Source organism: Vibrio sp. Isolate32 (genome assembly GCF_022397955.1).
Lineage (GTDB): Bacteria > Pseudomonadota > Gammaproteobacteria > Enterobacterales > Vibrionaceae > Vibrio.
Genome location: NZ_JAKEUQ010000023.1, coordinates 56,953 through 79,844, shown reverse-complemented (window position 1 = coordinate 79,844; position 22,892 = coordinate 56,953). Strand labels below are relative to the sequence as shown.

The window sequence follows — 22,892 nt, the reverse complement described above, 5'->3', positions numbered from 1 at the left end:
TTTACAACCCGAAGGCCTTCTTCATACACGCGGCATGGCTGCATCAGGCTTGCGCCCATTGTGCAATATTCCCCACTGCTGCCTCCCGTAGGAGTCTGGACCGTGTCTCAGTTCCAGTGTGGCTGATCATCCTCTCAGACCAGCTAGGGATCGTCGCCTTGGTGAGCCATTACCTCACCAACTAGCTAATCCCACCTAGGCATATCTTGACGCGAGAGGCCCGAAGGTCCCCCTCTTTGGCCCGTAGGCGTTATGCGGTATTAGCCATCGTTTCCAATGGTTATCCCCCACATCAAGGCAATTTCCTAGGCATTACTCACCCGTCCGCCGCTCGACGCCGTTATCGTTCCCCGAAGGTTCAGATAACTCGTTTCCGCTCGACTTGCATGTGTTAGGCCTGCCGCCAGCGTTCAATCTGAGCCATGATCAAACTCTTCAATTTAAGATTTTGTGACTCAACGAATACTGACTTCAAAACTACTGTGTAATTTTAAAGCTATTATCAAGTGCCCACACAGATTGATAGGTTTAAATTATTAAAGAGCTTTTCCTTTTTGAGCTTCGCTCAAATCGGACGGCCATTTTAGCGATTTAAGTTTTAGTGTCAACCACTATTTTCAAAACTTTTTTCAAGCGCTTGGCTTGGCTAATTTGGCTTACTGATTCGTTTTGGTTTCTTTCGAAGCCATCCCGTGTCAGCGAGGTGGCATTATAGAGATTTCGATCGCACTGGCAAGCCCTTTTTTAAGTTTTTCTTACTTTTTTGATTGTTCGAGCGTTTTTTGTTCAAAACACCCCATTTTCACTAGTATTCCCCTTAATTAAGGCTTTAAGGTGGCTATATAAAGGAGGATTTATGAGTTCAATACGCAGTTATAAAGGTATATCACCTCAGATCGGGCAAGGTGTCTATATAGATACAAGTTCGGTACTGGTTGGTGATATCAAAATCGGGGATGACTCTAGTGTATGGCCTTTGGTTACAGCTCGAGGGGATGTGAACCACATACATATAGGCGATAGAACCAATATCCAAGACGGCAGTGTTCTTCATGTTACCCACAAGAATGCCGAAAACCCTGAGGGTTATCCCCTATTAATAGGTAATGATGTTACTATCGGTCATAAAGTCATGCTGCATGGCTGCACTATTAAGGATCGCGTACTCGTCGGTATGGGAGCTATTGTGCTGGATGGTGTGGTTATCGAACAAGAGATCATGATCGGTGCGGGAAGTTTGGTCCCACCTAACAAGGTACTTGAGAGCGGTTACCTATATGTAGGAAGCCCAGTTAAGCAAGCACGCCCATTAAACGATAAAGAACGTGCTTTCTTGCAGAAGTCGGCTGACAACTATGTTCAGAATAAAAACGACTATCTAGACTCTGTGCTTCCTGTTTAAAGCGCTTTAATCTGAATTCGATTAGAGGAGTCATACTCCTCTTCTTCTATTAGCTCTTCTGCTAATTCTTCAATATCAAAACGAAGCTCTGCAAAAATAGCCAACGCTTGTTTGCCTTCTTCTATATCTTTACCAGCCAATCGAGACAACTCTTCAATAGACACAACACATTCTATCAGTGCACCAGACTGCTGTGCTGGGAAAACGATAGACTGACTCTCTTCATCCCAATCTTGGATATCAGGAAATAAGATTGATTGATTCATTTTATAAGTACCTTGTTACATCTCTAGATTTCTACGCAATTCTCTTAAGATCTGCTTGGTTCCCGGGCGAAGGCCACGCCATAGCATGAAGCTCTCTGCAGCCTGACCCACCAGCATACCTAAACCATCATAAGCAGCATGGACACCATTATCTAACGCCCACTGATTAAATACCGTAGTTCCAGATCCGTAAACCATGTCATAAACGGCGCTGTTTGTATTAAAGATGACATCGGACACTTCAGGGAGCTGGCCGCTTAAGCCTGATGACGTGGAGTTAATGATGACATCAAAGCCTTCATTCACATCACTTAGTCCCATTCCTTTGATATTGCCATGTGAAGAAAACATCTCAGCTAGAAGTTCGGCCTTTGAGCAGGTTCGGTTAGCAACCACTAATTGTTGTGGTTTTTGATCAAGAAGAGGCTGAATCACACCTCTTGCAGCGCCACCAGCACCTAACAGGAGAACTCGAGCACCCTCTAATATCACCTGATGCTGAAGCAAATCCTGAACGAGCCCCTCGCCATCAGTGTTATCACCGATGACCTCTCCGTCATCTAACTTCTTCAATGTATTAACTGCACCAGCTAATTGAGCCCTTTCCGTTAGGCGATTAGCAAACTGATAAGCGTCTTCTTTAAATGGTGCAGTAACATTACACCCTCTACCGCCTTCGCTAAAAAAAGCGTTAGCCGCGGTAATGAATTGACCATGTTCTGGCTGCAGTGCTGTATAGGTAAGCTGTTGATTGGTTTGGCGAGCAAATAATGTGTGAATGAATGGCGACTTGCTTTGCCCAATAGGGTTACCGAAAACGGCATAACGATCTACTTGCTGTGTCATATCCTTACCTAACAGAAATAAAAAAAGGGTCATCTATATAGATGACCCTATCACTATCCCTATAAGGAAGGAAGAACTACCAAACTCGAGGCTTTAGGTAGTCGCTATAAAGCAGAGCTTCTGATGAACCCTCTTGAGGTTCGTAGCGATATTCCCAACGAGCCAATGGAGGCATCGACATTAATATTGATTCTGTGCGACCACCACTTTGCAGACCAAATAGGGTGCCACGGTCATACACAAGGTTAAATTCGACATAGCGACCACGACGATAAAGCTGGAAGTCACGCTCGCGCTCGCCGTAAGGTGTCTCTTTGCGTCGTTCTACAATTGGTAAGTACGCCGCAGCAAAACCTTCACCGACCGCCTGCATATAAGCAAAGCTCTTATCGAAACCCCAATCATTTAAGTCATCAAAGAACAGACCACCAACACCGCGTGTTTCATCACGGTGAGGCAGATAGAAGTACTTATCGCACCACTCTTTGTGTTCTTGATACACGTTATCACCAAATGGCGCACACAGATCTTTAGCAGTTTGATGCCAAGACTGGCAATCTTCATCAAAAGGATAGAATGGTGTTAAATCAAAACCACCGCCGAACCACCAGATAGGATCTTCCCCTTCCTTTTCAGCAATAAAGAATCGTACGTTGGCGTGTGATGTTGGGATATAAGGGTTTTTAGGGTGGATAACTAACGATACCCCCATCGCCTCAAACTTACGTCCGGCTAATTCAGGGCGGTGAGCGGTTGCTGAAGCCGGCATTGCCTTACCTGCAACGTGAGAAAAGTTAACACCACCTTGCTCAAAGACCGCACCGTTGATCATCACACGAGTACGACCGCCGCCACCGAGGCGTTCGCCAGGTTCGCGCTCCCATGCGTCTTCTTCAAACAACGCACTACCATCAGCTTGCTCAAGCTGCTGACAAATCGAATCTTGTAGGCTCAGTAAAAACTGTTTTACTGCTTCTTTATCAATTGCTGACATCTTTCTTCCTCTGCAGGGTTTAACCCTGTCTTAATATTTTCGACGTTTTTGCATCTCTAATTTCGCTTGGCTTGTCACGACCACCCGTTTTCCCTTCAAGAATCGCAACCAAATGTTGGCCAAGTTGCTGTTGCACTTCTTCAGTCGTCATACAAGGTGGTTCGCCTGTCAGGTTAGCACTGGTAGAGGTTAACGGCTTGCCGAATTCATTACACATTCTTTGAACCAAAGGGTGATCCGTCACTCTCACAGCGATTGAATCAAACTGACCACTCACCCAGTCTGTCACTTTAGCACTGGTTGGCATGATCCAAGTGACCGGCCCCGGCCATGTTGCTGTAACCGTCGCTAATTGCTCATCAGTCAGTTGGCTTTCATCAATATAAGGAAGCAGCTGCTCGTAACTTGCCGCAATCAAGATCAAGCCCTTTTCAACCGGGCGTTGTTTTAACTCAAGTAATTTCTTAATGGCTTGTGGATTATCTGGATCACAACCGACCCCAAAAACGCCTTCGGTCGGGTAAGCAATGACTTCACCTTGTTGTAATGCCTGCAATGTATGTTGAAAGTTATCCACGGGTGCCTCATTAATTCAGTTATCTAACTCACTAAGTGTACAAATTATCACTCACTGTGACTAAAGCTATTTGTTTATAAAATGCATCAATTAACAACTTAGACTGACGCAAACGTTTTCCTTGAGCAATTTTACCCGTATAATGCGCGCAAAATATCTAATCACTAATTAAATCGTACCTGAAGGAGTTTGAGATGACTGTCGGTATTATCATGGGTTCTAAATCTGATTGGCCAACAATGAAGCTAGCTGCAGAAATGTTGGATCAGTTTGGCGTGGCGTACGAAACAAAAGTGGTTTCTGCTCACCGCACACCTCAGTTGCTAGCAGACTACGCAACCAGTGCGAAAGAGCGCGGTATTAAAGTGATTATTGCTGGTGCTGGCGGTGCTGCACACCTTCCAGGCATGGCAGCTGCTTTCACTAGCGTCCCAGTTCTTGGGGTTCCAGTTCAATCTAAAGCATTGAAAGGCATGGACTCTCTGCTTTCTATCGTGCAAATGCCAAAAGGTATTGCTGTAGGTACTCTAGCTATCGGTGAAGCGGGTGCAGCGAACGCTGGCATCCTAGCTGCTCAAATCATTGGTACACACAATGAAGAAGTAATGGCAAAAGTAGAAGCATTCCGCTCTGAGCAAACAGAAACGGTACTTGCTAATCCAAACCCTGCAGAGGACTAATTCCCATGCATGTTCTTGTGTTAGGCGCGGGCCAACTTGCTCGCATGATGTCCCTAGCTGGGGCACCGCTGAATATTGAAATTTCTGCTTTTGATGTTGGCAGCAAAAATATTGTTCATCCATTAACGCAAGCGATTCTAGGCAACGGCTTAGAAAATGCGATTGAGCGCGCGGACGTGGTTACTGCTGAATTCGAACACATCCCTCATGATGTGCTTGAAGTATGTGAGCGCAGCGGTAAGTTCTTACCGACCACAGAAGCAATCAAAGCTGGCGGTGACCGTCGCCTCGAAAAAGCGCTATTAGACGAAGCGAACGTGAAGAACGCTAAGTACTATGTGATTAACTCTCGCGAAGACTTTGACGCAGCCATTGCTCATGTTGGCCTACCGATGGTGTTGAAGAGCACACTTGGCGGCTACGATGGCAAAGGCCAGTGGCGCTTAAAAAAATTAGACAGCGTTGAAGCAACTTGGACAGAAATGGCCGAGTGCATTGCAGCAACCGACAATCAAGCAATTGTGGCAGAAGAGTTTGTTCCGTTCGACCGTGAAGTATCACTAGTTGGTGCTCGTGGAACTAATGGAGAGGTTCAAGTTTACCCATTGGCAGAAAACGTTCACACCGATGGCGTATTAAGCCTATCGACCGCAATTGATGATATTGAGCTGCAAGAACAAGCGAAAGCCATGTTTACCGCGGTTGCTGAGCGCTTAGATTACGTTGGCGTGCTAGCACTTGAGTTCTTTGACGTTCAAGGTTCACTGCTGGTTAACGAGATTGCACCACGTGTTCATAACTCTGGCCACTGGACACAGCAAGGTGCTGAGACTTGTCAGTTTGAGAATCACCTTCGTGCGGTCTGTGGAATGCCACTCGGTAGCACCAAACTGATTCGTCCAACCGCAATGATCAACATCCTTGGTGAAGATACTCTACCTGACGCTATTTTGGCTCAAGGCGGTTGTCATGTTCATTGGTATGGCAAAGAAAAACGTGCAGGTCGTAAGATGGGCCACATTAACGTGAGTGCTGACTACAACGCCGAACTGCAAAGAGCATTATGTTCACTAGCAGGTATTCTCGATAAAAAAGCTTATCCAGCTATTCATGAGTTTGCTGAGCAGATGAAATAAGCCAATAAGGCTTTTGTTAGTTTAGATCCAAAAAACTGTGCTCAGTGAGCGCAGTTTTTATTTCTATAATCTAAAGCTATTCAGATTGCATGTGATGACACTTGCGGTCGGCACATTGCTTTTTCATCCCGTGAGCTGTTTTCTTCTCAAGTAACAGCGGGAACTGACACGCTTCACAGCGACCAATAATAGGCGGTTGGTTGACTGCAAACTTACACTTGGGGTAGTTATCACACGCGTAGAAGGTTTTGCCGTAGCGAGATTTACGCTCGACCAAATGGCCTTTGCCACACTCAGGACAACCAACCAACGGCTGCTCCTCAGGTTGTTCTTTTGGCTGGTCTAAAGATTCGATGTGATTACACTCAGGGTAGCTGCTACAACCGATAAACATGCCATAGCGACCTTGCCTCAACACCAGCTCGTTTTGGCATTTAGGGCACGGTACACCCAGCTCTTTCACTACGTGCCCATCGTTTTGGTGCAAAGGCTTGATGTAGTTGCAACTCGGATACTGCTTACAGCCTAAAAATGGGCCGTGCTTACCATGGCGAAGCTGAAGCTCTCCGCCACACTGTGGACACGGTTCATGCTCTAGTGCATGTTCATGTGCTGAAAAAAGCTGATTATCAATCTTATTACTCATGATAAGCCTGTATTAATGCAAGATACCTTGCTCTTTGGTGTACAACAGCTCTTCCATTTGCGTGTAAGCACTTTCATTACCCGGTACGTTAAACAGCACCATTAAGATAATCCACTTCAGATCATCCAACTCAAATTCATTGGTCTCTAAACCCATCACACGATCAATCACCATTTCACGAATCTCTGTCGTAAGAACGTTGATCTGCTCAAGGAACAACAAGAAACCGCGACACTCCATATTAAGACGTGATATCTCTTTACTTGTGTAAACACGCATCGAAGTATTAGAGCACATAGTAATCGCCGCTTGGTTATCGGTATCTTGCAGTGCAGCAAGATCTTCTAACCAATGGAGAGCCTTATAAATATCATCTTGGTGAAACCCTGCTCGAAGAAGTTCATCTTCAAGTTCGTCTTGATCCACCTGCAATTCAGAATCGCTATGGATGTAGGTTTCAAACAAGTACATCAGTATGTCCATCATCATAGCTAGCCTCTCCCCTTTCGAATATAGCCACCGGAAACTGCAACAACATGCCCTAAAAGCTCAAGCTCTAAAAGCTGCATCATGACTTCATGCACAGGTATATGGGTTCTCTGTGCCAAAATATCAACGGGTGTCGCCTCTAATCCTACGTTAGCTAACAGATGTGGAAATGGCAATTGTTCATTTTCTTCCAAGCTTGGCGCAGGTTCGAATAAATTAGGCTGTTGATCTATAGACCAGTCTAACAGACTCTTTATTTCAACCAAGACGTCTTGAGCACTCTGTACCAAGCAAGCGCCAGCTTTGATTAAGCTATTTCCTCCACGGCTCGTCGGGCTATGGATAGAGCCTGGAAGCGCGAATACTTCACGTCCTTGCTCCAGAGCATAGCGGGCAGTAATCAATGAACCACTCTTCTCTGCAGCCTCGATCACCAAGGTTCCTAACGATAAGCCACTAATAATACGATTGCGACGCGGGAAATGTTCAGGTCGCGGTTTGGCACTTGGACGAAACTCTGAGATTAGCGCCCCACTTTCACATATCTTAGCCGCGAGGTTTCTGTGCCGCGCAGGATAAATAGAATCCAAGCCAGACCCCAGTACAGCAAAGGTCTCACCTCCTTTTTCTAGCGTACCATCATGAGCATAGCCATCGATGCCCAAGGCTAAGCCACTGGTGACAATCAAGCCATTTTGTACAAACTCTTTGGCAAATGATTTTGCAGTCTGTAAGCCTTCGATGCTGGCATTACGGCTGCCGACCATAGCGATTTGAGGTTCTATCAGTTTTTCAACGTTGCCCTTAACGAAAAGAACAGTGGGCGCCGAGGCAATCTCACTCAACAATTTAGGATAATGTGGGCAACTCGGAGTCAGGATGTGATGGTTAGGTTGTTTAGCCTGCCAAGCGAGACAAGCCTCTACCTCTCTTGGGGCTTGTTCTCTTAGATAGGAGATCTGTTTGGTTGATAAACCCAATGCTTGCAGCTGTTGTCCTGAGTAACCAACGATATTCGAAGGGGAATCAACACTGAGTAGGCGAGCAAGACGCTTTCCACCCAGTTGCGGAATAAAGCTTAGCGTTAACCAAGCGATCAGTTGTTGCTCATTCACTCGATACCCTTAACCTCTTCCGTCACTGCAAGGTCCAAAGGCGATACCGCCACAATGTCATTGCTCACTGGCTTTGAACTTTGAGTAATCAAGGCAAGGCTGAAATACTCATAAGGTCGAATGACCATTAGGCTGCCCAGCGAGGTGCTTGGTAGCTGCACTTTATTACTCGCTGCAGACTCTTTGTAGCTGTATTCACCTTGTTTGCCGAACACGACTGCACCACTTTCACTGAGGGTAAACATGGAGCCTTGGCGAAGATTGTCCTGTGAGCCTTTATTGATTACCACCACCTGATTTTTAGCACTGTACTGATTACCCTCGAGAGAACCTAAAATATTGGCGAACTGACCCGCAGAACTAGGGGTAGGATAAAACGTAGTAGAGAGATTCACTTGGTCGACACCCAGTTCGGGTAGTACTAGGTCATTAAGTAGAACTTCTTGCAGCTGAGTGTCTATCTGCAGGCTACTGAACTCATCATCCACTTCTTTTAAGCGCGCAGTGGCAACCAAGCGCAACGAGGTAATAGTCGCTTGGGGTTGCTGCCGTTGGTAAGTTTCAACGACGCGGTAAATACCCCACTTAGGATGCTGCTGGTTTCCCGAGATAAACAATCGGTCTGCACCACATAAAAAGCGTTTTCCATCACTTGTTCCCAACACTCGTTGCGCCGATTGAATATCTTGCTGCTCAACCAAGCGATCAGACTGCAAATAAGGCAAAACCAACCCCTCGTTGACGGTAGGTACTGCTTTCTTCTCCGAGACACGAATCTTAGGGCTAAGTTTGATAACAGGCTTGAGGCTCAAAACAGCTTCACCATCAATCCAAACCAAAGACAGTTTGTCTCCAGGATAAATAAGATGAGGATTTTCTATCTCTGGATTCACCTGCCATAACCTTGGCCACAACCAAGGGCTATCGAGATACATCGCAGAGATATCCCACAAGGTGTCACCCTTAACCACCACATAAGCCTCTGGCGCACCTCGCTTAATGGTTAAAGGTTGTTCACTATTCTCTGCCACCACGGCAAAAGAAATTGAGGAAAAAACAAGCGATAAAGTGGAGTAAATATAACGCATGACCTAGCTTCCTTGGTCTGTATATATGACATCGGATTGGAGAATTACCATCAGGATGCTGTCATTTGACCTCTAAAATGTCTAGAATTGAGCCAACAAGGTTAAAGCTGTTTCGGCACAGTTCAATATTTCGAGTGTATATGTCTGTATTACAAGTATTAACATTACCAGATGATCGTCTACGTACCGTGGCGAAACCGGTAAAAGAAGTTACCCCAGAGATTCAAAAGTTCGTTGATGACATGATTGAAACCATGTACGACGAAGAAGGTATCGGCCTTGCGGCGACGCAGGTAGATTTCCACCAGCGTATCGTAGTAATTGATATTTCAGAAACGCGTGATGAACCCATGGTTCTTATCAACCCTGAAATTATCGAGAAGCGCGGCGAAGATGGTATCGAAGAAGGTTGTCTATCTGTACCTGGCGCTCGAGCTCTAGTACCTCGCGCTGCAGAAGTAACGGTTAAAGCACTAGACCGTGACGGCAACGAATTCACCTTCGACGCTGATGACCTTCTAGCTATCTGTATTCAGCACGAGCTTGATCACCTAGAAGGCAAGTTATTTGTTGATTACCTATCGCCACTTAAGCGTAAACGTATTCAAGATAAGCTAGCGAAAATCAAACGCTTCAATGAGAAGCAAGGCAAATAATCGCAGCTATTACTAAATTAAGAAGGAAGCCTACCTTGAGTCAGTCTTTAAGAATTGTCTTCGCAGGTACTCCGGATTTCGCCGCCCGTCACTTGGCGGCGTTGTTGTCTTCGGAGCATGAAGTTATTGCTGTTTATACACAGCCAGATCGTCCAGCAGGCCGCGGTAAGAAACTGACTGCGAGCCCAGTAAAAAACATCGCACTTGAAAACAATATTCCGGTTTACCAACCAGAAAACTTCAAGTCAGATGAAGCTAAGCAAGAGCTAGCGGATTTAAATGCTGACATCATGGTTGTTGTAGCGTACGGCTTATTGCTCCCACAAGTGGTTCTAGATACGCCTCGCTTAGGTTGTATCAATGTGCATGGCTCAATCCTACCGCGCTGGCGTGGTGCTGCTCCAATTCAACGCTCTATCTGGGCGGGTGATAAAGAGACAGGCGTAACGATCATGCAGATGGATATCGGCCTAGATACTGGTGACATGCTAAGCATCTCAACGCTACCAATTGAAGCGACAGATACCAGCGCGTCCATGTACGAGAAGTTAGCAGGCCTTGGCCCTGACGCGCTTGTTGAGTGTTTAGCTGACATCGCTTCAGGCAAAGCAGTCGCTGAAAAGCAAAACGACGAACTTGCTAACTACGCGAAGAAGCTAAGCAAAGAAGAAGCGCGTATCAACTGGACTGATGACGCAGCTCATATTGAGCGCTGCGTTCGTGCTTTTAATCCATGGCCAATGAGCCACTTTGAAGCTGCGGAAAACAACATCAAGGTATGGCAAAGCCGTGTAGCAGAGCAAACCTCTGATAAGCCTGCAGGTACTATTCTGCAAGCTGATAAAACTGGTATCTATTTAGCAACGGGGCAAGGTGTACTTGTTCTTGAGCAGCTACAAGTTCCAGGAAAAAAAGCCATGTCAGTTCAGGATATCTTGAACTCTCGTGCAAGCTGGTTTGAAGTTGGAACTCAACTTTCTTAACCGCTTTAAAGCTGCCATAACGCAGTTTAGAAAACCTTTACGAGGGCAGAGATGCCCTCATGTATTCAAATAAATATTCGGTACCCCTCATGAATGTTCGCGCTGCTGCTGCAAATGTCCTATTTCAAGTTGTCGATAAAGGCCACTCTCTTTCACACGCTCTCCCTGCGGCTCAAAAAACGATCCGCCCGCGAGACCATGCTCTATTGCAAGAGATTTGCTACGGCGCACTTCGTTACCTGCCTCGTCTAGAGTCAATCGCTAACGAACTGATGGAAAACCCGCTTAAAGGCAAAAAGCGCGTATTCCACCACCTAATTTTGGTGGGCATTTACCAACTGAGCTTCATGCGCATCCCTTCGCATGCTGCTGTTGCGGAAACGGTTGAGGGCACCAAAACACTGCGCGGTCCAAGCCTAAGTGGTTTGATCAATGCAGTATTACGTAGCTACCTACGTGACCAAGAAGAGCTGGATGAAAAAGCGGTTAGCCACAACGCGGGCAAATACAGCCACCCAAGCTGGATTCTAAAAATGCTTCAAGAGAGCTACCCAGATCAATGGGAACAACTGATTGAAGCCAACAACAGCAAGGCACCAATGTGGCTGCGCGTAAACCGCCAACACCACACTCGTGAAGAGTATGTTGAACTGCTTAAAAACGAAAACATTGAATACACCCTGCACTCAGAAGCATCGGATGCAATAAAATTGGCCGCACCTTGTGATGTAACTTTATTGCCAGGCTTCGACAAAGGTTGGGTTTCAGTGCAGGACGCAGCGGCTCAGCTTTCTGTAGATTACCTAACACCAAAAGATGGTGAGCTAATCCTAGACTGTTGTGCAGCCCCAGGCGGTAAAACCGCACACATTCTTGAGCACACCAACGACACTGAAGTGGTTGCGATTGACTGTGATATTAAACGCCTAGATCGTGTTTACGATAACCTTGAACGTCTACAACTGCGTGCCGACGTAATTTGTGGCGATGCCCGCTACCCTGAAGAGTGGTGGATGGGCGACAAATTTGACCGTATCCTGCTTGATGCTCCTTGTTCTGCGACTGGCGTAATCCGCCGTCACCCAGACATCAAATGGTTACGTCGAGCATCTGATATTGAAGCGCTTGCTGAACTGCAAAGTGAGATCATGGATGCAATGTGGCGCCAGTTGAAAGAAGGCGGCACCATGGTTTACGCGACATGCTCTATCACACCGCAAGAGAACGTTCTACAGGTGAAAGCATTCCTAGAGCGTACCGAGAACGCAACGCTAGTTGGGTCTGATATTGAAAATCCGGGTCGTCAAATACTGCCTGGTGAAGAAGATATGGATGGCTTCTACTACGCAGTTCTAGTAAAACAGGCATAACAATTAACAGCGGCTAAGAATTTTATTTCTTAGCCGCTGTTTCTTTCTAGTGCATTATCAAAGCAAAATGAGAACACTAGAATAACAACGGCAAAAATAAGAGAAAGGCTATGAAGATCATTATCCTAGGTGCTGGACAAGTAGGCGGTACCCTTGCTGAAAACCTAGTGGGTGAAAACAATGACATCACGATCGTCGACCGTAATGCCGACCGACTGCGTGAACTTCAAGATAAATATGACCTTAGGGTTGTAAACGGCTATGCCAGCCACCCAAACACACTGCGTGAAGCGGGCGCGCAAGATGCCGACATGTTGGTTGCAGTAACCAACATGGATGAAACCAACATGGCCGCATGTCAGGTTGCCTTCTCTCTTTTTAATACGCCAAACCGAATTGCACGTATTCGTTCTCCAGAATATCTAGAAGAGAAAGAAGCGCTATTCAAATCAGGCGCCATCCCTGTCGATCACCTGATCGCACCAGAAGAATTGGTGACTAGCTACATTGAGCGTTTGATCCAATACCCAGGCGCACTACAAGTGGTGAGCTTTGCAGAACAGAAAGTGAGCCTAGTAGCGGTAAAAGCCTACTACGGTGGTCCACTGGTTGGTAATGCATTGTCTGCTTTACGTGAGCACATGCCACACATCGATACACGTGTAGCGGCTATCTTCCGTCAAGGTCGCCCTATTCGCCCACAAGGGACCACCATTATTGAAGCCGATGATGAAGTGTTCTTTGTAGCGGCAAGTAACCACATCCGCTCAGTCATGAGTGAGCTACAACGCCTAGAAAAACCGTACCGCCGTATCATGATTGTCGGTGGTGGTAACATCGGTGCAAGCCTAGCGAAACGCCTTGAGCAGAGCTACAGCATCAAGCTTATCGAGCGCAGCTACACGCGTGCAGAGAAGCTATCTGAAGAATTAGAAAACACTATCGTTTTCTGTGGTGATGCCGCAGACCAAGAGCTGCTAACCGAAGAGAATATCGATCAGGTTGATGTATTCATTGCCCTGACCAATGAAGATGAAACCAACATCATGTCAGCAATGCTGGCTAAGCGCATGGGTGCCAAGAAAGTAATGGTACTGATTCAGCGCGGTGCTTACGTCGACCTTGTGCAGGGTGGTGTGATTGACATTGCAATCTCCCCACAACAAGCGACCATTTCTGCGCTACTTACTCACGTTCGTCGTGCTGATATTGTTAACGTATCTTCTCTACGCCGAGGTGCTGCTGAGGCTATCGAAGCGATTGCCCACGGTGACGAAACCACATCTAAAGTCGTTGGCCGAGCAATTGGCGATATCAAGCTACCACCGGGTACCACCATTGGTGCCATTGTTCGCGGAGAAGAGGTGCTTATCGCTCACGATAGAACCGTGATCGAACAAGATGACCACGTAGTAATGTTCCTAGTAGACAAGAAGTACGTGCCTGATGTTGAGTCTCTTTTCCAACCGAGTCCGTTCTTCTTGTAGCCTTTTTTCATAAGTCTTCACGTAGAACGCGCTCAGGCATTAAGCTATGGTCAATTTTCGTCCTATATTATTAGTGATAGGGTTAGTGTTATCAAAACTGGCCCTTTTCATGTACATCCCAACACTAGTAGCCTTCTTTACCGGTACAGGTGGTTTTCTCGAATTCGGTCAATCAGTAGTGATCACGCATATCGTAGCGTTCATCTGCTTGAGCTTGGGCCGCTCTGCTAAGTTCCGACTCGGGGTGCGGGATATGTTCCTGATCACCTCTCTGGTATGGACAATAGCCAGTGCCTTCGCCGCGCTGCCGTTTGTGTTCATCAACCACATCAGCTTTACTGATGCCTACTTTGAAACCATGTCGGGGATTACCACCACAGGTTCAACAGTATTAAGTGGCTTAGACAGCATGGCACCAAGTATTCTGCTGTGGCGCTCGATACTGCAATGGCTTGGTGGCATTGGTTTCATCGTAATGGCGGTTGCGGTACTGCCGATGCTTAACGTCGGTGGTATGCGCCTGTTCCAAACTGAATCTTCCGATTGGTCCGATAAAAGCAGTCCACGAGCAAAAACTGTCGCCAAGAACATCGTAACGGTTTATCTGGTATTAACGGGCTTATGCCTAGTGAGCTACCTGTTTGCCGGCATGAGCGTGTTTGATGCCATCAACCACTCGTTCACCACGCTATCAACGGGCGGTTACTCGACTTCAGATGGCTCGATGAACCACTTCTCAAATAGCGCTCACTGGGTGGGTACAGTGTTTATGTTCCTTGGTGGCTTACCATTCCTGCTATTCGTTAGCGCATTACGCGTTAGAAAACTGTCTATCCTCTACAAAGATGCCCAAGTGAAAGGCTTCACTTACCTATTCTTGTTTACCAGCGCGGTAATTTCAGCATGGCTAGTGGTGAGAGATGGCTACACAGCTTTGGATGCACTACGTGTCTCTATGTTCAACATCGTATCCGTGGTCACCACTACAGGTTTTGGTTTGGAAGACTTCACAGCATGGGGCGCACTACCAACCACCTTGTTTGCCTTCTTGATGATGGCTGGCGCATGTTCAGGCTCAACCTCAGGTGGCATCAAGATCTTCCGCTTCCAGATAGCGATGACAATGCTTCACAAACAGATGATGAAGTTGATTCACCCATCAGGCGTATTTGTTCAACGCTACAATCAACGTCCTGTGAATGACGATATCGTGCGCTCATTGGTCGCATTTGGTTTGATGTTCTTTATTACTATTATCTTAATCGCTGGCGGTTTGAGTGCGATGGGATTGGACCCGATTACCAGTATCTCTGGTGCTGTGACTGCAGTTGCAAACGTTGGTCCGGGAATGGGTAGTGTTATTGGTCCAACAGGTAACTTTGCTCCACTGCCAGACGGTGCTAAATGGTTACTAAGCTTTGGCATGTTGATGGGAAGACTCGAGATCCTGACACTTATCGTTCTATTCTTCCCTGCCTTCTGGCGACGCTAGTTACACAAATATTTAAGGATACAGAGATGAAATCATACCTACTTATCGCAAGCGCACTGCTGAGCAGTTCGGCATTGGCCGATCAGATGGTGACTCTGCAAGATGGAAAACAGATATTGCTGAAAGATGATTTTACGTGGCAATACATGGCACCACAGCAGCAAACAAAAGAAGCAGTAGCGTCAGAGAACACGGTGCCTGTTGCTGCCGAACCTGTTGTCGCCGTTCCGGTTGCAACGAATGTGCAAGGTACGACGATTGTTGTTGATAGCAAGAAGCCAAGCCTACAGCTGTCACAATCAGGGGTAGATGTAGTACTCGGTGCTAGCCACTATGAAGATGGTGAACTGATTATCCCAACGGCAATTACCAACCAAAGCACACAAGCTGTGATCTTGGTGTCGGTAAAGCTCGACCTTTATTCTGCCAGCGGTGAGCTTTTAGAAGAGAAAACGGTCGCAGTTTGGAAATCAATCAAGCGTATAGCAGATACCTACCTTCGTCCAAAAACGGATGCTGAAGGCTCCTCGATCAAGCTAGAGGTTGAGCAGCACCCTAAATACCAAATTAAAGCAGAAATCGTTGAAGTGCTGACTCGCTAAACCGGAGTCACGTACAGATAGATCGAGAAGAAGTGGCAAGCGCAGCCCGCCAACACAAACAAGTGCCAGATGGCATGATTGTATGGAATGCGCTTAGCTACATAGAAAATCACACCCAGTGAGTAAATCACCCCACCAAGTGCCAATAGCACCAAGCCGCCCATCTCAATATTCATCGCCAGTTGATACACCACGATCAGTGACAACCAACCCATTGCTAAGTAAGTCACCAATGACAATCGCTTAAATCGGTAGACGAAGGCTATCTTCATAATGATGCCGACCAAAGCAATTCCCCAAATCACCGCCATCAACCCCATCGCTAATGGCGTTCTTAAGCTAACCAGTAAGAATGGTGTGTAGCTGCCCGCGATCAGTAGGTAAATCGCGCAGTGATCGAGAGTTTTCAGCAGGCGTTTGGTTTTTTCCGTGGTGATAGAGTGGTAAAGCGTAGAAGCAAGAAACAGCAGAATGATACTGCTGCCATACACCGCCATACTGGCAATCGTCAGTGTGTCGGCTTGATGGTCAAAAGCACGGATCAGTAGCAGGATTAAACCAACCACGCCAAGTAAAACGCCCAAGCCATGGGTTATCGCATTGGCGCGTTCTTCGATGTCACTGTATTCGCTCGCCGATGATGCAGACATGATTATCCTACTAGAGTAAATGTTCAATAACGCTAGTATTACACATTAGGCGTACACGTGTAAGCTTAAATTTTTATGACATGTAGAATCTCAGGAGATCGGAGACAACCGATCCCTTAAACATCATTTATTTAGAAAAACACTAAGACGCGCTTTCTAGGTACTCAATAACCATCTTACCCGCCTCTTCTGGGGAGGTATCCAGTGGAACGCTCAACTGTCGATGCAATTGGCCAATGCCCAGCAAGCTTGCCAACATACCTTTTGCACCATCGCGATTGCGGTCTATTTCAAACCATAGCTTAAGTTCTTTGTCATCACGATGAGCAACCACTTCCAGCTCGCGCCAGCGGCCATGATAAGGCCCAGTGGTAGGAACAAACTCAAACTCTTGGACAAATGGTAGTTCAAAGCCATCAACCGCTTCACACTCAACCTGACGAATACGTAGCCCTTGAGCTTCCAGCTCGTTAAAAATGCCATCAAGGAGTGCATCAGGGCGAACCGTTAAGATATCTTTATCCGAAGGGTCAATCGCCATCGCTATGTCTAACCCGGTTTCAAGCCACACCTTGGAATCGCCAATCGTCACTGGTGTGTTCAACGGAACATCAAACTCACACTCAAAGTCGCGAGTTTCACCCGGCTGAATCACAAACGCGTATGGCAGGCTCCATTTTGCTAGTGAGTATTTCTGCTGCATGCGGCGTGTTTGACCGCCCTCTTGCCTTTGCGAGTTTATGGTGACTTCTTTGACGTAACGACAGCACAGATTAAGATCGATGTTGTCGATCTCCTGTGGCTGAGCACCACCATAGACATGCACAATAATGCTCGCCTTCTTACCTGGATAAAGCACTTCCTGTTGCAATACAGAATCCACCTTGGCAGATCCAATTCCAAAACTTGCTAACGTTTTCTTTAAGAACGACATATGCACCTCCTTTAAAGCATCATCTTAAGCCTGAAAGAGGTTCAAACTCAAATATACTGCTCACACTATTTTAGCTCTAATATCGTTTAATTATCACTCAGGCGTCGATCGATAACTTAGATAGTGATAATCTAAGTCTTGATATGCATGCATATCATTATCCTGATTTATTCTTCGGATTGGCGAAAGCCAGACGAGTGACGCTTCAATTAGTTGAAGTGAAGCTCATGGTAAATCAGGCCATTAGATTGGCAATGGATATGCCTGACCGTTAGGTAAATTAATGCGCCCAACAGCTGTCAGGTTCTCGCACACCAACCGTAGTGCGATGCGTCGTCGTAGTGGCTTTGCTGCTGCTCCAACGGCTAAGAAATTGGCTCCTACAATGACTCTCGTTGAGAAGACTGCTTTATTAGCACCGACTACAACAAAAGTAATTAAAGCCGCTTAACAAAAAGCGCAGTTTTTACTGCGCTTTTTTCTTGCCCGACATACTCTGGAAATGCGTTTACACATTGGTATTCCTTAACCGATTTGATACCTTAACCACAAATCATTATAAAATTTGTGGAGAATAAAGTATGAAGTGTCACCGCATAGAAGAACTGCTTGAACTGATGGAGCCTGAGTGGCAAAAAGATCAAGAGCTTAACTTATTAGAGTTCATCATTAAGCTATCAAAAGAAGCAGGCTACGATGGCAAGCTTGAAGACCTGACTGACGATGTGCTTATCTACCATCTAAAAATGCGCAACAGCGAGAAAGATGAAATGATTCCAGGTCTGAAAAAGGACCAAGAGAATGATTTCAAAACCGCAATCCTAAAAGCACGTGGCCTACTTTAATCATCTCTATGTGTTAAAACGCCATTGGGTTATAGATAAATAGCTCAATTTAAAAAGCGACCACTCGGTCGCTTTTTTGTTTCTGTTCGCTATTTTTTCGTCACAACTGTTATGACTTTTGTTGTTAAAGGTTGATAGCGTTAAAGAAATGAGAACAAGATTGTCGCTATAATCGCCACCCATAAGGATCTTCTAAAATAATAAGAGTGAGTGCTCTTTCAGCCTAGGCACCAAACTTAAAGCTTAGATCCTCTAACATCATATTTTTAAAGCAATGTCGTCAATACTCTCGAAGAAGGGTATAGCCACCAAAAGGATAATCCATGAGTCAGGATAAAATCGATATCAAAGATGTGACTCCTAAAACCTTTAATCCTAAGACACATAAAGGTAATGGAGATCGATTTAACCCAAGTAACCGAATCTATGTTCGAGAAAGCAAAGGTAAATTCCAACAATTACGTCGCTACGGTGGTTGGTTCTTACTTTTACTTTTTGCGCTGATCCCATGGATTCCATTTGGTGAGCGACAAGCAATCTTGCTCGATATCGGTAGCCAGCAGTTCAACTTCTTTGGCACCACTCTATACCCGCAAGATCTAACCCTACTTGCGATCTTATTTATGATTGCCGCATTTGGCCTGTTCTTTATCACCACCTTTTTAGGCCGTGTGTGGTGTGGCTACCTGTGCCCACAAACCGTATGGACCTTCATGTACATCTGGTTCGAAGAGAAACTGGAAGGTGCTGCCAATAAGCGAAGAAAGCAAGATTCTGGCAAGTTGACCACCAACTTAATAATCAGAAAAACCATCAAGCACATAGCATGGTGGGCAATTGCGATTGCGACCGGTTTAACCTTTGTTGGTTACTTCATTCCAATCAAAGAGCTAGTGGTTGGCTTCTTTACCTTTAACTCTTCGTTCTGGCCTGTGTTCTGGGTCTTGTTCTTCGCAGGGTGTACTTATGCCAACGCAGGTTGGATGCGTTCGATTGTTTGTCTGCACATGTGTCCTTACGCTCGCTTCCAATCTGCGATGTTTGATAAAGACACCTTCATCGTAGGCTACGATAATAAGCGTGGTGAGAGTCGTGGCCCTCGTTCTCGCAAGGCAGATCCAAAAGAGCTTGGTTTAGGCGATTGTATTGACTGCAACCTATGTGTTCAAGTGTGCCCGACGGGGATTGATATCCGTGACGGCCTGCAATACGAATGCATTAACTGTGGTGCGTGTATTGATGCTTGTGACAACACTATGGAGCGAATGGGCTATGACAAAGGCCTAATAAATTACACCACCGAGCACAGGCTTGAAGGCCACTCAACCAAGGTAATGCGTCCTAAGTTGTTAGGCTATGGCGCCATCTTGATCGTGATGCTTGGCTTGTTCTTCGTCCAAATCGCGAGCGTTGATCCTGCTGGTCTAAGTGTTCTGCGTGACAGAAACCAGTTGTTCAGAGTCAATAACCAAGGGTTGGTTGAAAACACCTATACCTTGAAAGTGATCAACAAGACTCAACAAGAGCAAGAGTACAAGCTCGATGTTAGCGGACTGCCCGATTCTATCTGGTACGGCAAACAGACGATTACTGTCGCGCCAGGCGAGGTTTTGAACCTACCTATCAGTTTAGGCGCCGACCCAGAAAAACTGAGCTCACCAGTTTCGACAATTCAGTTTATACTCTCGGATAATGAAGAGTTTACGATGGAAGTCGAAAGCCGCTTTATCAAGAAGCTCTGATACCCGCACCTTAGTGCTTGGTATAACAACCTAATAAATGGAAAAAGGCTCAGTAATGAGCCTTTTTTATTCTATGACGATGCAAGCCTTTAACTTTGATAACCTGACTCCTGACTTCATGTGGTACGCACTGGAGAGTATTGGAGTTCGTGCCGAATCCGGGCTTCTCGCTCTCAACAGTTACGAAAATCGGGTCTATCAATTCACCGATGAAGACCGTAAACGCTACGTCGTTAAGTTTTATCGTCCGCAGCGCTGGAACAAAGCCCAGATCCAGGAAGAACACGACTTCGCACTTGAGCTTATCGAACAAGAGATGCCGATTGCTCCTCCTATGCGAGTCAACGGTGCAACCTTACATGAATACCAAGGCTACCTGTTTGCGCTATTCGAAAGCGTTGGCGGTCGACAGTATGAAGTGGATAACCTAGACCAACTGGAAGGCGTAGGCCGTTTTCTTGGTCGTATTCATAAAGCCAGCGCGGGAAGAACATTCCAGCATCGCCCGACCATCAGCTTAGATGAATACCTTTATCAACCACGTAAGATTCTAGAGAACTCTCAATTTATCCCGACACACCTAGAAAACGCGTTCTTCAATGACGTTGACCTTCTGATAAAAGAGCTGGAGAGTCAGTGGCCGAGCAACATTGACAATATCCGCCTGCATGGTGACTGCCACCCAGGCAACATTTTGTGGCGCGATGGACCAATGTTCGTCGATCTTGATGACGCACGTAACGGCCCTGCTATACAAGATCTGTGGATGCTGCTTAATGGCGAACGCCAAGACAAGCTGATGCAACTGGATATTTTGCTAGAGAGTTATCAAGAGTTTTGCGATTTTAATACCTCGCAACTGAAACTAATCGAACCACTACGCGGTCTACGTATGGTGCATTACATGACATGGTTAGCGAAGCGATGGCACGATCCAGCGTTTCCTTTGGCCTTCCCGTGGTTTAATGATCCGAAATATTGGGAGCAACAAGTACTTGCTTGTAAAGAGCAAATTGCTACCCTGCAAGAGCCACCACTTTCGTTAATGCCTCAGTGGTAACAGCAATCGCAACATACAACTAGATAAAAATTCAAACATAATGGAGATTGGATAAATGAAAAAGCTATTCGCATTTTTCTCATTGATCATGTTGAGCCTTTCAGCTCACGCTGCGAAATTTAACGAAGGTGAACACTACAAGGTTCTCGACCTAGAAGCATCAAAAAAACCAATGGTGACAGAGTTCTTCTCTTTTTACTGCCCACACTGTAATAGCTTTGAGCCAATCATCCAGCAGCTAAAACAGCAGCTACCTAAAGACGCTAAGTTACAGAAGAACCATGTTTCATTCATGGGTGGCAACATGGGGCTGCCAATGAGCAAAGCTTACGCGACCATGATTGCACTGAAAGTTGAAGACAAAATGGTACCAGTGATGTTTAACCGCATTCACAACATGAACAAGCCACCACGCGATGAAGCAGAACTGCGTCAAATCTTCCTAGACGAAGGTGTAGACGCGAAGAAATTCGATGCCGCATTCAAAGGCTTCGCTGTTGACTCAATGGTTCGCCGCATGGACAAGCAATTTGAAAACAGCGGGCTGACTGGTGTACCTGCAGTTATCGTTAACAACAAATATTTAGTTCAAGCGCAAGGCATAAAATCAACCGAAGAATACTTTGAGTTGGTTAACTTCTTATTGAAGAAGTAAACCATTGATAAAAGGAAGCTTAGGCTTCCTTTCTTATACCTAAAGCTATTGAATTAATTTTAGTGAGATACATCCTTTAGCGATATGGTTCTTTTGAACCTAATAAACCTTACAAGTGATCGATAAAGTGAACTTTTGCTTGTTTTACCCACTATAACTTTTTACTAACAGCCATTTATTGCTGCCAATCACTGGGGCAAGGAGCCTCTGAATGAAAATCAAATATACGTTATTAGCGTTAAGTGTTGCTGCTGCGCCCGCGTTTGCCAAGCTTGCTGATGAGCCAGGTTTCAGTGGTGCAATATCTATCAACACTGGTGTCACTTCTTCGACCTCAAATTTTAATACCGACGCTGACAGTAAGATCTCCTCAACCAATCAAAAAGCTTCGTCTGAGAGCTCGTTTTTAGTTGCACCTCTCGGCAGCATTGCTTACACCTTTGGCGAAAAGCTGAACCATCAGGTTTACACAGGTACCGCACGTGATGACGTGGCTACGGGTACCGTAGTGCTTGAGGTTGGTTACAAATACCAACTTGAGTCAGGCATGGTTATTGATGCTTCACTACTGCCAACCATTATGTCTGGTGAAACTTGGGCTGATCCATACAACACGAGCTCAGCTCGTAGTAAAACCGATGAAACCGGTAATGCGTTCCGTCTAAAACTAGAAAGTATTGCTGGCTCTGCGTTCTCACTGGATATGGCTTATGCGACCAAAGATGTGAAAAGCGATTTAGTTGAAGACGCGCTAAAACGCGACGCCGATACCTTCTACCTGAAAGGACAGTACCGTCAACCAATTAGCCGTACCATGATGCTAGTACCATCTTTGATTTACCAATCAAGTGATGCAGACGGCGATGCGGCATCGTTCGAGCAATTCGGTGGTGAGATCAGCTTATTTGGTGGTATGGGACGCCATCAATACGCACTAACAGCGGGTTACAACCAACGCTCTTACGATGCAAGCAGCATGACTTTCCAAAAGAAGCGCAGCGATGACAACATCAATCTATTCGCCGCGTATGAGTATGATCAATTCATGGATTGGGAAAACTGGTCGTTCGTTTCTCTTGCAGGTTACGGCACAAGCGACTCGAACATTACCTTCTATGATGAGTCTCAATACATCGTTTCTGTTGGCTTGAACTACAAGTTCTAACCCCAGCCGATA

General features: G+C 45.9%; 25 protein-coding genes and 1 rRNA gene. 15 read left to right on the top strand and 11 right to left on the bottom strand.

Annotated features, from left to right (window positions below; all coding sequences use genetic code 11):
• Positions 1-442: ribosomal RNA gene (locus L1D11_RS16810) — 16S ribosomal RNA — on the bottom strand; the annotation flags it as partial.
• A gap of 414 nt (positions 443-856) precedes the next feature.
• Between L1D11_RS16810 and L1D11_RS16805 the strand changes: the two genes are divergently transcribed.
• Positions 857-1,402, top strand: coding sequence for a gamma carbonic anhydrase family protein (locus tag L1D11_RS16805; RefSeq protein ID WP_239833237.1), 546 nt, complete (start codon positions 857-859; stop codon positions 1,400-1,402).
• Here the strand turns inward: L1D11_RS16805 and L1D11_RS16800 are convergent.
• The 4 genes from L1D11_RS16800 to L1D11_RS16785 form a co-directional block, all read right to left on the bottom strand.
• Complete coding sequence (locus tag L1D11_RS16800) at positions 1,399-1,668, bottom strand: DUF1488 domain-containing protein (RefSeq protein ID WP_239833238.1); 270 nt, start codon at positions 1,666-1,668, stop codon at positions 1,399-1,401. The genes L1D11_RS16805 and L1D11_RS16800 overlap by 4 nt on opposite strands.
• A gap of 15 nt (positions 1,669-1,683) precedes the next feature.
• Entirely contained in the window at positions 1,684-2,514 is an 831-nt protein-coding gene (gene aroE, locus L1D11_RS16795; RefSeq protein ID WP_239833239.1) for a shikimate dehydrogenase, read from the bottom strand.
• A gap of 76 nt (positions 2,515-2,590) precedes the next feature.
• Complete coding sequence (gene hemF, locus L1D11_RS16790) at positions 2,591-3,508, bottom strand: oxygen-dependent coproporphyrinogen oxidase (protein ID WP_239833240.1); 918 nt, start codon at positions 3,506-3,508, stop codon at positions 2,591-2,593.
• Positions 3,509-3,527: 19 nt separating this feature from the next.
• Complete coding sequence (locus tag L1D11_RS16785) at positions 3,528-4,085, bottom strand: L-threonylcarbamoyladenylate synthase (RefSeq protein WP_239833241.1); 558 nt, start codon at positions 4,083-4,085, stop codon at positions 3,528-3,530.
• A 194-nt stretch (positions 4,086-4,279) separates the two neighbouring features.
• On the opposite strand from L1D11_RS16785, the gene purE reads away from it, so the two are divergent.
• A complete protein-coding gene (gene purE, locus L1D11_RS16780; protein WP_004735777.1) occupies positions 4,280-4,765 on the top strand; it encodes a 5-(carboxyamino)imidazole ribonucleotide mutase in 486 nt (161 codons plus the stop codon).
• Positions 4,766-4,770: 5 nt separating this feature from the next.
• On the top strand, positions 4,771-5,901 hold the full coding sequence (locus L1D11_RS16775) for a 5-(carboxyamino)imidazole ribonucleotide synthase (protein WP_239833242.1): 1,131 nt from the start codon (positions 4,771-4,773) through the stop codon (positions 5,899-5,901).
• Between the two features lie 76 nt (positions 5,902-5,977).
• Here the strand turns inward: L1D11_RS16775 and L1D11_RS16770 are convergent, their stop codons facing one another.
• Genes L1D11_RS16770 through L1D11_RS16755 form a run of 4 tightly spaced genes read right to left on the bottom strand, consistent with a single transcriptional unit; the run spans position 5,978 to position 9,239 of the window.
• Positions 5,978-6,547 (bottom strand): topoisomerase DNA-binding C4 zinc finger domain-containing protein, encoded by a 570-nt coding sequence (locus L1D11_RS16770; protein WP_239833243.1) that lies wholly within the window; start codon positions 6,545-6,547, stop codon positions 5,978-5,980.
• Positions 6,548-6,559: 12 nt separating this feature from the next.
• Entirely contained in the window at positions 6,560-7,036 is a 477-nt protein-coding gene (locus L1D11_RS16765; RefSeq protein WP_239833244.1) for a DUF494 family protein, read from the bottom strand.
• Positions 7,037-7,038: 2 nt separating this feature from the next.
• On the bottom strand, positions 7,039-8,151 hold the full coding sequence (dprA, locus tag L1D11_RS16760) for a DNA-processing protein DprA (RefSeq protein WP_239833245.1): 1,113 nt from the start codon (positions 8,149-8,151) through the stop codon (positions 7,039-7,041).
• Positions 8,148-9,239, bottom strand: a complete 1,092-nt coding sequence (locus L1D11_RS16755) for a LysM peptidoglycan-binding domain-containing protein (RefSeq protein ID WP_239833246.1) — start codon at positions 9,237-9,239, stop codon at positions 8,148-8,150. Before L1D11_RS16755 ends, dprA begins: the two co-directional genes overlap by 4 nt.
• A 140-nt stretch (positions 9,240-9,379) precedes the next feature.
• Here L1D11_RS16755 and def point away from each other — a divergent pair, with 140 nt between their 5' ends.
• From def to L1D11_RS16725, 6 genes are all read left to right on the top strand, one after another.
• On the top strand, positions 9,380-9,895 hold the full coding sequence (gene def / locus L1D11_RS16750) for a peptide deformylase (RefSeq protein ID WP_239833247.1): 516 nt from the start codon (positions 9,380-9,382) through the stop codon (positions 9,893-9,895).
• 35 nt (positions 9,896-9,930) lie between these two features.
• Positions 9,931-10,878 (top strand): methionyl-tRNA formyltransferase, encoded by a 948-nt coding sequence (fmt, locus tag L1D11_RS16745; protein ID WP_239862632.1) that lies wholly within the window; start codon positions 9,931-9,933, stop codon positions 10,876-10,878.
• Between the two features lie 89 nt (positions 10,879-10,967).
• Positions 10,968-12,248 carry a 16S rRNA (cytosine(967)-C(5))-methyltransferase RsmB gene (rsmB, locus tag L1D11_RS16740; protein WP_239833249.1) on the top strand — a complete coding sequence of 427 codons (1,281 nt, stop codon included), beginning with the start codon at positions 10,968-10,970 and terminating at the stop codon, positions 12,246-12,248.
• A 110-nt stretch (positions 12,249-12,358) separates the two neighbouring features.
• Positions 12,359-13,735, top strand: a complete 1,377-nt coding sequence (gene trkA, locus L1D11_RS16735) for a Trk system potassium transporter TrkA (protein ID WP_004739332.1) — start codon at positions 12,359-12,361, stop codon at positions 13,733-13,735.
• A 46-nt stretch (positions 13,736-13,781) separates the two neighbouring features.
• A complete protein-coding gene (locus L1D11_RS16730; RefSeq protein ID WP_239833250.1) occupies positions 13,782-15,227 on the top strand; it encodes a TrkH family potassium uptake protein in 1,446 nt (481 codons plus the stop codon).
• 26 nt (positions 15,228-15,253) lie between these two features.
• The gene (locus L1D11_RS16725) at positions 15,254-15,829 is read left to right on the top strand and encodes a DUF3157 family protein (protein ID WP_239833251.1); all 576 of its coding nucleotides are present in this window, start codon (positions 15,254-15,256) and stop codon (positions 15,827-15,829) included.
• Here the strand turns inward: L1D11_RS16725 and L1D11_RS16720 are convergent.
• Both L1D11_RS16720 and L1D11_RS16715 read right to left on the bottom strand, forming a co-directional pair.
• On the bottom strand, positions 15,826-16,479 hold the full coding sequence (locus L1D11_RS16720; protein ID WP_239833252.1) for a hemolysin III family protein: 654 nt from the start codon (positions 16,477-16,479) through the stop codon (positions 15,826-15,828). The two genes, L1D11_RS16725 and L1D11_RS16720, sit on opposite strands and share 4 nt — an antisense overlap.
• Positions 16,480-16,621: 142 nt before the next feature.
• On the bottom strand, positions 16,622-17,413 hold the full coding sequence (locus L1D11_RS16715; protein ID WP_239833253.1) for a sporulation protein: 792 nt from the start codon (positions 17,411-17,413) through the stop codon (positions 16,622-16,624).
• Between the two features lie 283 nt (positions 17,414-17,696).
• Here L1D11_RS16715 and L1D11_RS16710 point away from each other — a divergent pair, with 283 nt between their 5' ends.
• The 6 genes from L1D11_RS16710 to L1D11_RS16685 all read left to right on the top strand — a co-directional run bounded on the left by L1D11_RS16710 (position 17,697) and on the right by L1D11_RS16685 (position 22,880).
• Positions 17,697-17,864 carry a hypothetical protein gene (locus tag L1D11_RS16710; protein ID WP_165690302.1) on the top strand — a complete coding sequence of 56 codons (168 nt, stop codon included), beginning with the start codon at positions 17,697-17,699 and terminating at the stop codon, positions 17,862-17,864.
• A gap of 130 nt (positions 17,865-17,994) precedes the next feature.
• Complete coding sequence (locus L1D11_RS16705) at positions 17,995-18,258, top strand: YihD family protein (RefSeq protein ID WP_239833254.1); 264 nt, start codon at positions 17,995-17,997, stop codon at positions 18,256-18,258.
• 323 nt (positions 18,259-18,581) lie between these two features.
• Positions 18,582-20,000, top strand: coding sequence for a cytochrome c oxidase accessory protein CcoG (gene ccoG, locus L1D11_RS16700; protein ID WP_239833255.1), 1,419 nt, complete (start codon positions 18,582-18,584; stop codon positions 19,998-20,000).
• A gap of 73 nt (positions 20,001-20,073) precedes the next feature.
• Positions 20,074-21,060: a serine/threonine protein kinase gene (locus L1D11_RS16695; protein WP_239833259.1), complete on the top strand. Its 987-nt coding sequence runs from the start codon at positions 20,074-20,076 to the stop codon at positions 21,058-21,060.
• A gap of 55 nt (positions 21,061-21,115) precedes the next feature.
• Entirely contained in the window at positions 21,116-21,715 is a 600-nt protein-coding gene (locus L1D11_RS16690) for a thiol:disulfide interchange protein DsbA/DsbL (RefSeq protein ID WP_239833256.1), read from the top strand.
• A gap of 211 nt (positions 21,716-21,926) precedes the next feature.
• Positions 21,927-22,880 carry a DUF2860 domain-containing protein gene (locus L1D11_RS16685; RefSeq protein WP_239833257.1) on the top strand — a complete coding sequence of 318 codons (954 nt, stop codon included), beginning with the start codon at positions 21,927-21,929 and terminating at the stop codon, positions 22,878-22,880.
• Positions 22,881-22,892: the final 12 nt, after the last annotated feature.